This is a genomic window from Amycolatopsis keratiniphila subsp. keratiniphila, assembly GCF_001620365.2.
Taxonomy (GTDB): Bacteria; Actinomycetota; Actinomycetes; order Mycobacteriales; family Pseudonocardiaceae; genus Amycolatopsis; species Amycolatopsis keratiniphila.
Window position 1 is genome coordinate 1 of sequence record NZ_LQMT02000026.1, and the last position, 12,210, is coordinate 12,210.

10 protein-coding genes and 1 pseudogene are annotated in these 12,210 nt (G+C 69.0%); 6 read left to right on the forward strand and 5 right to left on the reverse strand.

Going from position 1 to position 12,210, the window contains the following annotated elements; genetic code table 11:
• From AVR91_RS27320 to truA, 3 genes are all read left to right on the forward strand, one after another.
• Positions 1 to 660: DNA-directed RNA polymerase subunit alpha (locus AVR91_RS27320; RefSeq protein WP_143254116.1), on the forward strand; the 660-nt coding region annotated here is incomplete at its 5' end.
• Positions 661 to 734: 74 nt separating this feature from the next.
• Positions 735 to 1,298 (forward strand): 50S ribosomal protein L17, encoded by a 564-nt coding sequence (gene rplQ, locus AVR91_RS27325; RefSeq protein ID WP_063273151.1) that lies wholly within the window; start codon positions 735 to 737, stop codon positions 1,296 to 1,298.
• 73 nt (positions 1,299 to 1,371) lie between these two features.
• Entirely contained in the window at positions 1,372 to 2,205 is an 834-nt protein-coding gene (truA, locus tag AVR91_RS27330; RefSeq protein ID WP_083737761.1) for a tRNA pseudouridine(38-40) synthase TruA, read from the forward strand.
• Here the strand turns inward: truA and AVR91_RS27335 are convergent.
• From AVR91_RS27335 to eccE, 3 genes are all read right to left on the reverse strand, one after another.
• Positions 2,175 to 3,134 carry an endonuclease domain-containing protein gene (locus AVR91_RS27335; RefSeq protein ID WP_063273153.1) on the reverse strand — a complete coding sequence of 320 codons (960 nt, stop codon included), beginning with the start codon at positions 3,132 to 3,134 and terminating at the stop codon, positions 2,175 to 2,177. The genes truA and AVR91_RS27335 overlap by 31 nt on opposite strands.
• A 241-nt stretch (positions 3,135 to 3,375) precedes the next feature.
• Positions 3,376 to 4,098, reverse strand: a complete 723-nt coding sequence (locus tag AVR91_RS27340; RefSeq protein WP_007031058.1) for a hypothetical protein — start codon at positions 4,096 to 4,098, stop codon at positions 3,376 to 3,378.
• Positions 4,095 to 5,276, reverse strand: a complete 1,182-nt coding sequence (eccE, locus tag AVR91_RS27345; RefSeq protein ID WP_063273154.1) for a type VII secretion protein EccE — start codon at positions 5,274 to 5,276, stop codon at positions 4,095 to 4,097. The genes AVR91_RS27340 and eccE overlap by 4 nt, the downstream gene beginning before the upstream one ends.
• A gap of 549 nt (positions 5,277 to 5,825) precedes the next feature.
• Between eccE and eccB the strand changes: the two genes are divergently transcribed.
• From eccB to AVR91_RS27365, 3 genes are all read left to right on the forward strand, one after another.
• Positions 5,826 to 7,439, forward strand: coding sequence for a type VII secretion protein EccB (eccB, locus tag AVR91_RS27355; RefSeq protein ID WP_076153465.1), 1,614 nt, complete (start codon positions 5,826 to 5,828; stop codon positions 7,437 to 7,439).
• 68 nt (positions 7,440 to 7,507) lie between these two features.
• Complete coding sequence (locus tag AVR91_RS27360) at positions 7,508 to 7,822, forward strand: hypothetical protein (RefSeq protein WP_063273157.1); 315 nt, start codon at positions 7,508 to 7,510, stop codon at positions 7,820 to 7,822.
• Between the two features lie 5 nt (positions 7,823 to 7,827).
• Complete coding sequence (locus AVR91_RS27365; RefSeq protein WP_063273158.1) at positions 7,828 to 8,979, forward strand: WXG100 family type VII secretion target; 1,152 nt, start codon at positions 7,828 to 7,830, stop codon at positions 8,977 to 8,979.
• A gap of 38 nt (positions 8,980 to 9,017) precedes the next feature.
• Here AVR91_RS27365 and mycP read toward each other — a convergent pair.
• Together mycP and eccD are read right to left on the reverse strand one after the other, a co-directional pair.
• Positions 9,018 to 10,637 (reverse strand): annotated as a pseudogene (mycP, locus tag AVR91_RS27370) (type VII secretion-associated serine protease mycosin); the annotation flags it as partial.
• Positions 10,638 to 10,660: 23 nt separating this feature from the next.
• Positions 10,661 to 12,025: a type VII secretion integral membrane protein EccD gene (gene eccD, locus AVR91_RS27375; RefSeq protein ID WP_083715443.1), complete on the reverse strand. Its 1,365-nt coding sequence runs from the start codon at positions 12,023 to 12,025 to the stop codon at positions 10,661 to 10,663.
• Positions 12,026 to 12,210: the final 185 nt, after the last annotated feature.

Sequence of the window (12,210 nt, forward strand, 5' to 3'; positions counted from 1 at the left end):
GTCGTCGAGCGCGGCCGCGGTTACGTTCCGGCCCTGCAGAACAAGCAGGCGGGCGCGGAGATCGGCCGGATCCCGGTCGACTCCATCTACTCCCCGGTGCTGAAGGTGACCTACAAGGTCGAGGCGACCCGTGTCGAGCAGCGCACCGACTTCGACAAGCTGATCCTGGACGTGGAGACGAAGCCGTCGATCACGCCGCGGGACGCTGTCGCGTCGGCCGGTAAGACGCTGGTGGAGCTGTTCGGTCTCGCGCGCGAGCTGAACGTCGACGCCGAAGGCATCGAGATCGGCCCGTCGCCGCAGGAGGCGGACACCATCGCCGCCTACGCGATGCCGATCGAGGACCTGGACCTCACCGTCCGGTCGTACAACTGCCTCAAGCGCGAGGGCATCCACACCGTCGGCGAACTGGTCTCGCGCAGCGAGGCCGACCTGCTGGACATCCGCAACTTCGGTGCGAAGTCGATCGACGAGGTCAAGCTCAAGCTCGTCGGTCTCGGCCTCGCGCTGAAGGACAGCCCGCCCGGGTTCGACCCGACCGCGGCCGCGGCCAGCTACGACGGTGAAGGCTGGTCCGAGGGCGTCGACAGCATCACGGACGGAATTTCGGACAACGGCCACGACGATGGCCAGGACTACGCAGAGACGGAGCAGCTGTAAGGCCAGCTACGGCTCCCTCACCGGTCGGGTGGGGGAGCGCCGGCCTTCAGCTGTGAGCTGAACGAGGAGAACCGATGCCCACCCCCACAAAGGGACCCCGTCTCGGCGGGTCGCCCGCGCACGAGCGGCTGATCCTGGCCAACCTGGCCACTCAGCTGTTCGAGCACGGCAAGATCACGACGACCGAGGCGAAGGCCCGGCGGGTGCGCCCGCTGGCCGAGAAGCTGATCACGAAGGCGAAGCGGGGCGACCTGCACAACCGTCGTCAGATCCAGCGCGTCGTGCGCGACAAGGATGTCGTGCACAAGCTGATCGCCGAGATCGGTCCGTTCTTCGCGGAGCGTCCGGGTGGCTACACCCGGATCACCAAGACGATGGCGCGCAAGGGCGACAACGCCCCCATGGCCGTCATCGAGCTTGTGTCCGAGAAGACCGTCACCGCCGAGGCCGAGGCCGCGCGCAAGACGAAGTTCGCCAAGGACGAGCCGAAGGCTGCCGCTCCGGCCGCCGAGGAGACCACCGACGCCCCTGAGGCTGCCGACACGGCCGCCGCTGAGGCTCCGGAGGCCACCGAGGCTCCCGTCGCCGACGAGGCCGCTGAGGCCCCCGCCGCGGACGCGGACAGCAAGAAGGACTGACGTCCTGACGGCACCGAACACCCCGGACGAGCCCGCCACTCCCACTACGGAGGGCGGGCTCGTTCGTCTGCGTCTGGACCTCTCGTACGACGGCACCGATTTCTCCGGCTGGGCGCGGCAGCCTGGACGGCGCACGGTGCAGGGAATCCTCGAAGAGGCGCTCGCGAAGCAGCCTCCAGGCGCTTCGGTCCCAAAGTCCGTCGTCGTCGCCGGCCGCACCGATGCCGGTGTGCACGCGGCGGGCCAGGTGGTCCACGTCGACGCGTCGCCTTTAGCGGGCAAAACGCGATCCGGTCGTCTGGAACTGGACGAGCACGGCATTCCTGACCTGGGGCGGATGCGGCACCGCTGGAACCGGTACCTGCCGGGAGACGTGCGGGTGCTGGACGCCAGGGTAGCGGCGCCCGGGTTCGACGCGCGGTTCTCGGCCGTGCGGCGTCACTATCTCTACCGCGTTTCGGACGCGCCCTGGGGCGTGGATCCGTTGCGACGTCACGACACTTTGGCTTGGGGCCGTCCGCTGTCGGTTGACGCGATGAACGAGGCTTCGGCGGCTCTGTTGGGGCTCCAGGACTTCGCGGCCTTCTGCAAGCAGCGTGAAGGCGGGACGACCATTCGCGAGCTTCAGCGGCTTGTGTGGCGGCGGACCGGACCGCACGCGGTCGAGGTCGAGGTATCCGCCGACGCCTTCTGCCACTCGATGGTGCGCAGTCTGGTGGGGGCGCTGCTCCTGGTCGGTGACGGCCGTCGTCCGCTCGATTGGCCGGGCGACGTTCTCGAGAGCCGGACGCGCGACAGCGCCGTCGCTCCCGCGCACGGCCTGACGTTGATGGCCGTCGACTACCCGCCAGACGCCGAACTAGCCACGCGTGCCGATCAAACGCGCGCCATGCGCACCCCCTCCTGACCCGGCCGCGGCGCCTTTAGCGGGCTAAACGCGCTGCGGCGGGCCTGCCAGACGGCGTCGACGACGCCCTTGAGGTCGTTCGCCAGGTCCTCGGCGGTGACGATGACGAATCGCCATCCCTCGGCCTCCACGCGTCTTCGGCGTTTGCGGTCATAGGCTTGTTCCTTCGGTGTGTTGTGCCATCGGCCGTCGTACTCGATGGCGACACGGAATTTCTCGTCCGCGAGGTCCAGACGAGCGAGGAAACGGCCGACCCTGGACCTGACCTCGACTTGAGGCGTCGCCGTGATGCCGCCGGCGGCCAGCACGATGCGGAGTTCCGATTCCGGAGACGATTCAGCGCGAGGGTCGGAGAGACGTAAGGCATGCCTGGCCAAGCGAATTCCTCTATTGCGACGACCGTAGAACTCGCCGTTGAGGTGCAGGTCGGTCAGGTTGTTGGCCCTCATGAACTGGTCCAGATCCGGAACGCCGATGCGGAGCCGTCGCGTCCAGCTGGATTTGCGCGGAGAAAGCCGAAGCAGGAGATCCAATGCTATTCGGCGTTTCCGTGCGATGCGAATGCCGTTCCAGGGTCGCGATTCTTCGGGTTTGACTTCTGTACGTCGAACCTTGATGCCGACGATCGGGCCGAAGCGATTCTTCTCTGGCACTATCATCTCGACGGGATCGCTGGGGTTGGCCAGCTCGACACCGTGAACGGTCGCGGCCGATCGCCCGGTCAGGACTGCTTCCGGAGGCGCCAGCAATGCGGCGCCACGGCATCGCAGCTCGTGGGTGACCTCGACGTCGGCGCGCGTGTAGACGTCCTGAAACAGCCTCCGGACGCTCGAGCCGCGCAGCTGGCTGGCAGTGATGAGACCAGCCTTGCGCGCCTCCGAGCCGCGGAAGACATCGGGAAGGTGAGATGAATCGAAGGGTCTGGTCATGTCGACACGGTGACCGACGTGACCGACAACCTGCGGCAATCTATGCCATTTCAGTGCGACTTATCCACAACGCCCGGCTTATCCACAGTCGGCGCGATTGCCCCTTGACTGACAAACGCCACGCCTCGGATCGCGTTTAGGGGGCGAAACGCGACGAGGTGGGACGCAAAGGGGGCACTGTCCGATGTGGACAGTGCCCCGTAGAGCGCGATTAGCCCGCTAAAGTCGACGCGGGCGGGGGTTAGTCGCCTCGGCGGACAGGGCCCAGGATCTGCTGTTCTTTGGCGGTGGTGACCAGGCGCAGAGGGCGCCACAGGTTGCGGCCCAGGGCGACGACCTGGTCGTCCTTCAGCGTCGTGAGCTGCTTCATCATCTGGGGCGGGAGCCGCCAGATGCGGGCGGCCAGTTCGGCCTGGCCGGGCGGGAGCCGCTGCATCAGCACCAGGTCGGCCGCGTTCGCGGTCGCCCCGGCCTGCGGGTGCAGGTACGGCAGCACGTACACCGTCGTCTGCCACGGCGACCGCGGCGGGAAGAGGTCCTGCGGTGTCGGACCGCCGTCGGTCACCACCAGCAGCGGCGCGTCCTCGGACGGACGCGGGAGGTCCACCGGCGACAGCCGCCGGATCTGCACCAGCGGCGAAGGCCTGCCGTTGGGCTGGTTTCCCGCGGCCTGGGGGAGCACCTGCCACGCGGCGGGACGTCCGGTCGCCACGACGACCCACGCGCCCACCGCCATCGCCCGCAACGCCACCTGGCGAGCCAGATAGAGGCCGCCGACCAGCACGATCCGGGTCGGCGTCGAACGCAGCGCGGAAATGGTCAGCGGTTCACCCTTGAGCCCGGAGCCGAGGACGATGCCGCCGCGATCACCGGATGGGCTGATCGCGTCGAGCATCGCCGGGTCGACGGTGAATTCCGGGGCGACACCGGCGCTCTGGCCTGCGTCGCGCATGCGGGTGCTCATGCCGTGCCTCCGATCGGCAAAGTCGCGGAGAACCCGGAGATCTGCAGGCCGCGCAGCGGCGTCAGCGTCACACCCAGCCGGTCCGAGACGCCCTGCAGCCGCTGGTCGGCCGCGTCCAGTTCACGCGGATTCCGCGCGCTCAGGCGAACGATCCCGCGAAGCCCGATCTTGCCCTCGTCCGCGGACGGCGAGATCGACATCGCCACCGTCGCCGACAGCGCGCGGACACTGGTCAGCGCGTTCAGGCTGCCGCTGATCTTGCCCTTCGGCCAGCTGGTGATCGCGTAGCTCGCGTGCCCGATGCCGGCCGCGGTGACGCCGGTCCAGCGTTCCTGCAGGCCGACCTTCCCCGGCGAACCGGCGACCGCGGTCAGCTCCGCGGCCGAAATGCTGGACCGCAGCAACTCGTCCGGGTCGAGCGGCCGGGTCGGCACGCCCTGGGATTCCAAGGCGTTCCGCACCCGTGAGAGCGCGCCGATCAGCGCGCGGTGCGCACCGACGACGCCGCCACCACGTTCGCGGATGGCGGCCGGGCACCGGCGCGGGTCGAGCCGGATGGCGACCCACGTCGTCCGCCGCGCGGCCGCGGGAAGCGGGCCGAGCACCTCCATGTAGGAGCTGAGGGCGGGCGAGTCCGACGGAAGCGCGGCGCTGCCCGGGTAGCAGTGCCAGATCATCTGGATCGAGTCGAGGACCACACCGCGGTCTTCGAGACACGGCGCGAGCGCGGACAGCGGCAGGCTCGGCGCGCCACCTGCCTGGGTGATCAGCGCGGGCGCGGGTTCGACGAGCAGGACCGCGGTCCACGTGCCGTCGTTCCACGCGATGCCGACCTGCTGACGTTCGTGGTCCACACCGTGCGCGACGACGAGATCGGGAACAGCCAGGCGAAGCAGGTTCACGCGGGCGTCGTCGGGGCCGGTGACGGCGTCTTCTTCGGCGGCGAGCGACTCGATGGTGCTCGGGGGAAGCGGATTCGCCACACGATCGTGTGAACGGAACATGTACCGCATCGTGAGTCCGGCCCATTGGGTGAACCAGCGGCCGCCCCAGCGCAGGAACGCGATGATGATCGCGAACCCGAGCACGCCGATCGCGACGTACTTCAGCTTCATGTCGATCGCGAGCAGGATGAGGCCGATCGCGAGCCCGAGTTCGAGCACGACGAGGTTCGCCACGGGCAGCGGGCCGAGGTTGATCCCACCGGTCCGGCGCCGCGCGGGCGCGGCGATCCGTGCCGCCGGAGCGGGCGGGGGACCGGACTGCGGACCGGGGCCGCCGGACGGAGGCCCGCCCGGGCCGCCCGGCCCACCGGGACCTCCCGGACCACCAGGTCCGCCGGGGCCACCGGGGCCCTTGGGGCCTCCCGGGCCGCCGGGACCCTGCGGTCCGCCAGGACCTCCAGGGCCGCCTGGGCCCCCGGGGCCGCGAGGAACACCGGGACCTCCCGGGCCTCCGGCCGGGCCGCCCGGACCACCCGGTCTGCCGGGCCTTGGCGGCGGCCCCGGCGGACGACCAGGAGGTTGAGACCCCGGAGGGCCGGGCGGACGTGGAGGAGTGGTGACGGACATCCGCGCTTTCTCTTCCCCTCGTGCTTGCTGCGTACCCGGAAAGCCGGTCCCGAGGAACTTGACACTAGCTGGAGTTGGTAGAAACCCCACACCAGACGGTCCCCGTACGGCTATCCTGCGGAACCGTACCGCGACGGGGAGGACTGTAGGTCGAGAATGCCATCAACACCGACTACTAAGTCTCAAGTTCAGGCTTATCAGTTCGTTCTGCGACGGATGCAATCCGCGCTGGTCCGTCGCGACGCCGTCATGCTCCACGACCCGATGCGCACGCACACGCGTGCCACCATCGTGGGTGTCGTGCTGGCCGCGCTGGGCGTCCTGGTCTTCATCATCTGGGGCTTGCTGAGCCCGAAGCCCGCCGTGCCGGACGCGGGCAACATCGTCATCGGCGAACAGTCAGGAACGGTCTACGTCGTCGCCGGGAACCCGAAGAAACTGATCCCGACCTTCAACCTCGCCTCCGCGCGGCTGCTGATCATCGCGCAGTCGAAACAAGGGCAGCAGCAGGCGGGAGGCAAGCCGACCGGGCCCACGCAGGCGTCGGAAGTGAAGAACCCCACAGTCGTTTCGGACGAACAACTGAAGAACATTCCCCGCGGCCAGCTCATGGGTATTCCCAACGGCCCGCAGCTGATGCCGACGGACACCCAACGCGTCTCCCCGGAATGGGGCGTCTGCGACGAGGTCGTGTACGACGAGTCGGTCCCCCAGCCGGATCTCTCGAAGACGGAAACGACCGTCTACGCGGGTGTGAAGCAGCTCGGGAACCGTGAGCTCGGCCAGAACGAGGCCTTGCTGGCCAAGGGCGTCAACGGCCGGGAGTACCTGATCTACCGGCAGACGCCGGACCCCAACGCCCGGAACGCGAACGCCGTCAAGGCCGAGATCAAGCCCGAAGCGAACGCCGTCCGTTCCGCGCTGAAGCTGTCCGATCGGCCCCGCGGTATCTCCCAGGGCCTGCTCGACGCGATCCCCGAGGTGCCGGAGCTGAAGCTTCCGGAGGTCCCGGGCAAGGGCGAGAAGCCCAACTACGAGATCGACGACATGAAGGTCGGCGACGTCTTCTCGACTGAGCAGGCCGAAGGGCGGAAGGACTTCTACCTCATCACGAAGGACGGAATCCAGGCCATCTCCCCGGCGGTCGCCGACATCGTGCAGACCGGGAAGAACGATGGCAGCACGTCGGTCATGTCCGTGCCGCTAGGCAAGATCCGCAACCTCACGCGGGTCTCGCAGGTCGTCGAGCTCGACGCCTACCCGAAGACCGTGCCGACGGTTCTCGACGCGACCCAGGGTTCCCGGGTCTCCTGCCTGAGCTGGTCCATCACGGGCGAAGGCGGCGGCCGGGACGGGCACACGGCGGTGTTCGTCGACGACAAGCTGCCGAAGGGCAGGAACGCCGACGGATCCGCGCCCGGTGTCAAGATCGGTACCCCCGGTCCGGTCGGCGCGCCGATCAACAGCTTCTACATGGAGCCCGGCTTCGCGGCCGTCGTCCAGTCGGCGACCGGCAAGGAGACCTTCGACAAGGGGCCGATCCAGCTGATCTCCGATCGCGGCATCCGCTATGGCGTCCCTGACGCCGTGACGGCTGATTCGATCGGGCTCAACAAGCGAGTGCCGGCGCCTGAGGCCATCGTTCGGATTCTGCCCACCGGAGCTTCGCTGAACACGCAGGATGTGCTCCGGACGTTCGACACGGTGCCGATCGACGACAGGGCCGGCTCGGTCGCCACGCAGTCGCAACAGACTCCGGCGGGCAACTGATCACGGGAACCCGCCGGACGGCCCGAACGTCTCAACGCCCGAGCGGTATCGGGTGAGTGGAGGGTGCAGTGGCCGGCCTGAAGATCGACGGCAACGTCGTCGGTGACTATGCGAAGCGGGTGGACGCGGCCGCCGGAGAGCTCGACCTGGCGGCCGCGGAGGTGACCGGTGAGGGCGTCACCGTCGAATCCCATGGCACGCTGGGCGAGGAATTGGGCCTCGGCGCGTCCTATGGGCGTGCGGCCGAGGCCATCCGGCGTCAGCTGGTGGAGGGCGCGGCCGCGTTGAGGTCGGCGTCCGAGGCCCTGCACACCGTGACCGCGCGGCATGCCGGGCACGACGACGAGGCAGCGCAGATGATCAAGCGCGCCGTGGAGCTCTGAACCGCATGATCGCCGAATCGGAGCACCCGACGGATTCCATCCCGCACCCGATGGCGGCCGCACGCCCGGCTGCTCCCGAGCCGCCCCGGAGCGCGTTTAGCCCGCTAAACGCGACGGGCTCCGGCGGGGAAGAGCTGGTCGAGGCTGCGGCACCGCATCTCGCCTTCGTTTCGGAGCTGTCCGGCCATCTGGGGCTGATCGATCCGGTCGAGACCTACCTGACCCCGTTGGTGGGGCGCTGGGAGGACTTGAAGAACGAGGCGGACCTCCTCCGGAAAGCCGCGAAGACCGCGGGCAACGTTTCGAAGGAGCTGTCCGAAGACCTCGGGCGCCTCGACGCCGGGTGGTCCGGCAAGGACGCCGACGCGTTCGTCGCGTACATCGTGGACATCCACGCCGCGGGTTCTGACGTCGAGGACGCTCTCACGACGCTGGCGAGTTCGCTCGACGAACTGGTGCTGTCGATCCGCCGTATCCTGACCGACCTCGTCGAGGTCCTCGTCGACACGGCGGAACTGACCTCCGAGACCGCGATGCTGCCGGTCGGCGGGGTCCGGCGGGCGCGAACCCAGTTGGAAGAGGCGCAGGAGTCGGCCAAGGCGCTCTTCGAAGCCGCTCGCAACGTCCTTGAGGGCTTCGTGCGGTTCTGCGACGGCGTCGACGATCCTGACGCCGGATCGCGGAGTATCGAGATCACTCACCGGTACCCGCAGGACGAGTTCAAGCTCCACGACGATTCCGAGGCGCAGGGCGCGCCGGTCCAGGAGAAGGCCGCCGCTCAGGTCGATTCCGGTGCCGCGTCCGACGACCAGTCGACGTCCCCGGCCGCGGCCGACGGCAGGCAGACCGGATCGCAGGAACCGCTGACCGAGCAAGGGCAGGCGCTGATCCCGGAGGTCGCGCCCGTTCAGGCCGCTCCGGCGCATGGATCGGGTGTGGCCGGCGTCGGCTCGGCGATGATGCCGATGGGGATGGCGCCCATGATGGGCATGGGAGGCATGGGCGGTGGAGGACAGACGGCCCACCAGTCCAAGACGCGGCCCGCTTCGAAGCCGTCCGATGTGGTCGGTGAGCCTGGCCAGGTCGTCCCGCCCGTCATCGGTGAGGACGAGACCCCGCCGAAGCCCGCTCCGAAGAAGCCCAAGCCCGCCAAGTAGGAGCCCCAGGGGCCAGAGCGACTTTCGCGGGCTANNGCGGTCGGCCGGTTGCGGCGGACCGAGTGCACCACGAACAGCGTGACGAGCAGCGCCACCAGACCCCCGCCCGTTCCGGCGAGCGCGACGATCATCGGCGCGGGGTCGTGGTCGTTCGCGGGTGGCAGGTTCGCGGGCAGCTGAACCGGCTTGGCCTTGTCCGCCTCCGACGGCACGATCGCCGTCAGGGCCGCGACCGGGTCGATGACGCCGAATCCGACGAAGTTGTCCCGCCCGCCCGGCGCCGCGGGATGCTGCGCCGTTTCCTTGATGCGGGTCATCACTTGACGGGCATTCAGCTCCGGGAACTTCTGGCGCACAAGTGCGGCCACACCGGCGACGTACGGGGCGGCGAAGCTGGTCCCCTGGATGGGGCCAGGGTCCTTGCCGCCCTCGATGGTCAGGTTGGCCAGGCTGCTGGAGCCCTCCGCGGGGTCCAAGGAAATGATCTTGGTGCCTGGGGCGGCGACGCTGACCCACGGTCCGTGGACACTGAATTCCGCGACGCCACCGGTGTCGTCGATCGCCGCGACCGACAGCACGTCGTCGGAGAACCAGGGCGGCGTGACGATCGTTTTGGGCGCCTTGGGGTCCGGCTGGTCATTCTGCGGGCATTTGTCACCGACGTTGCCCGCCGCCGCGACAACGACCACGTTGTTTTCGACGGCGTAGTTCACCGCCGCCTGCAGTTGCTGCTCGCCTTCGGTGATGCCACCGGTGGCCGGGCGGCAGTTGTCGACCGACATGTTGATCACGTTGGCGCGCTTGTCGACAGCCCTGACCACGGCCTGCGCGAGCGTCTTCAGCGTGCCCGCGGTCTTGCCCTGACCTTGCTGCCGTCCGCCCTTGTCCTGGCCCGGAGCGGTTCCGCCGACAGCGCCGTTCCCCGAGGACGGCGGAAGCTGCGAACCCGGATTGTTCGATGAGGAGGGAGGAGCCTGGTTGGACGAAGCCGGCGGCGCCGGTGGCTCTTCCTTCTTCTCCGCTTCCTCGTAGTTCTGGCTGGACTGACGGATCGACAGGATCGTGGCGTCCGGCGCGACCCCCCGGAACCCGATGCTCGCGTCGGGCGGGTTCGCGGCGATGATCCCCGCCACCTCGGTGCCGTGACCGTCGCAGTCCTCGAGCCCCGGCGCCTTGCCACCGCCGGGAGTCGCGACGTAGTCACCACCCGATTCGACACGACCTTCGAAGTACGGGTGCGCGGAAACGCCGGTGTCGATCACGGCGACCTTGATGCCCCCGCCGACCGACGACTGCCCGGCACCGCGCATCAACTGGTGCACCCGTTCGATCTGCAGGTACTGCTGACCCCAGGGCCGGTTCTTGATGTCGACCTGGTCGCCACCGAGTTTGCTGCGCTGGACGCACTCGGTCTTCTTCTCGTAGGTCTTGTCCGGCTTGCCTTCGTCGTTCGGCTTCATGGACTTGTTCACCTGCGGCGGGGTCGCGTAGTAGCCGCCGGCTTCCGGCGCGACGCTGCTTTGCTGCGCCCACGCCGGAAGGGCCACCGACGCCGGCGAGAGAACACCGATACCGGCCGCCAGCAGCACCGTTCCGGTACGTCCGGCGAGGCCGAGGTGGCGGACGCGCGTCCCCCTGGACTTCCGCGCTGCAGCCATCAGAGCATCATCCGATCGGGTCGTCACTTGAAGTTGAGGTGGCGCAGCGTGGTGTAGAGCTCCATGACGCCGAGCGCCAGCGGGAGCACCGTCGCGATGAAGACGGCCTCGAAGATCTCCACCGTCCGCCGCAGCGGCGGCGAGAAGCGCTGGTTGGGGAAGATCACGCCGACCACGAGCGCGCCGGCGCCGATCAGCAGCAGCGCGCCGAACACGAACAGGACGCGGTTCAGCGGGCTCGCCGACCACATCCAGCCGAGCAGGATGCCCGCGCCGGACACCATGCCGGTGGTCAGCAGGGCGATGGCCTGCGCGCCGTTCGCGTACGCCCGTGCCCTGAGAAGGAGGACCAGCGTGGCGATCACGCCGAGGATCGGGCCGAAGATCGTCGGCGACGTCGAGGCGATGATCGCGAACAACGCCGTGGCCGCGCCGCAACCGGTCAGGAGGCCGGTCATGTACTCGTGGGCGACCGCGGTGCGGCGCTCGATGGCGCGGTAGTCCGGGAAGCCCGAGTCTTCCTTGAGCTCTTCGGCGCTGCCGGGGACGTGCGGCGTCGGGAGGGCCGCGAGCTTGATCGTCGCGCGCGGCAGGATCGAGATGCAGGCCAGCGAGAACGCGGTGGCGCCGGCGGCGATCCCGGCGATCGGGGTGTCGATGAGCGTCGCGGCCAGGAACGTCAGCGCCGAGATCGTGGCCGTCGTCGCGGCCGCGATGAAGGTGGTGATCCCGTGCCCGATGACGAGGATGCAGACCGCCGCCACGATGATCACGAGAGTGCTCGCGAGCAGCAGGTTCGCCCACAGGGACAGCCCTGGCACGATGTAGAACCCGCTGACGAACGCCAGCGGCAGACCGCCTGCCGCGGCGATCAGCACACCGGTCGCCTCGGCCTGGTAGGCCTTGGCCAGGGTCGCGCCGATCGCGACGCACGCGATCGCGCCGACGCCGCCGGCGATCGCGGCGGCGAGCGCGTTGCCGCCGTAGAAGGAGCCACTGGTGAAGAGCGCGAGGGCCGCGAAGAACAGCGCCAGGCCGCCCGCGATGTGCCCGAAGCGGCGCGCCGTCTCCTTGGTCCACGGACGGAAGCTGTCCGGGGACGACTCGGCGATCGCGTCGACGACGTCGTCGTACAGCGGGGGCGGCGGGTTCTCGTTGCGCTTGCGCAGCTGAAGCAGCTCGCCGTCGACGACGCCGAGGGACGCGAGGGTCCGGCTCGGGTCGAGTGGCGCGTCGCCCAGCTTCGCCAGTGCCCAGCCGCCGTGGCGGGCGCCGCCGTCCGGCGTCGCCTCCTTCGCCATCTCCAACAGCATGGGCAGCAGGTCCGCCACCGCGACGTCAGCCGGCAAAGCCACGTCGATCCGGGTGCGTGGCGCGACCACCGTCACCCTGCTGAATACCGTCGTGCCCGTTGCCACTGCCTTCCCCCTGCCCTGAGAGTCTGCTCCCGGGGAACCTATACCGAACCCGGGTGCCCACATCATCGACTGTCGGAAAAAGACCGGCAAAAGTAGGAGAGGCGACCTGCGAAGCCTCCCTGACCGGCTGCCGGCGCGTCGACTTTAGCGGGCTA

Coding starts and splice junctions, on each gene's coding strand:
- rplQ (WP_063273151.1), top strand. CDS start 735: ATGCCCACCCCCACAAAGGGACCCCGTCTCGGCGGGTCGCCCGCGCAC.
- AVR91_RS27335 (WP_063273153.1), bottom strand. CDS start 3,134: ATGACCAGACCCTTCGATTCATCTCACCTTCCCGATGTCTTCCGCGGC.
- AVR91_RS27340 (WP_007031058.1), bottom strand. CDS start 4,098: ATGAGCACCCGCATGCGCGACGCAGGCCAGAGCGCCGGTGTCGCCCCG.
- eccB (WP_076153465.1), top strand. CDS start 5,826: ATGCCATCAACACCGACTACTAAGTCTCAAGTTCAGGCTTATCAGTTC.
- AVR91_RS27365 (WP_063273158.1), top strand. CDS start 7,828: ATGATCGCCGAATCGGAGCACCCGACGGATTCCATCCCGCACCCGATG.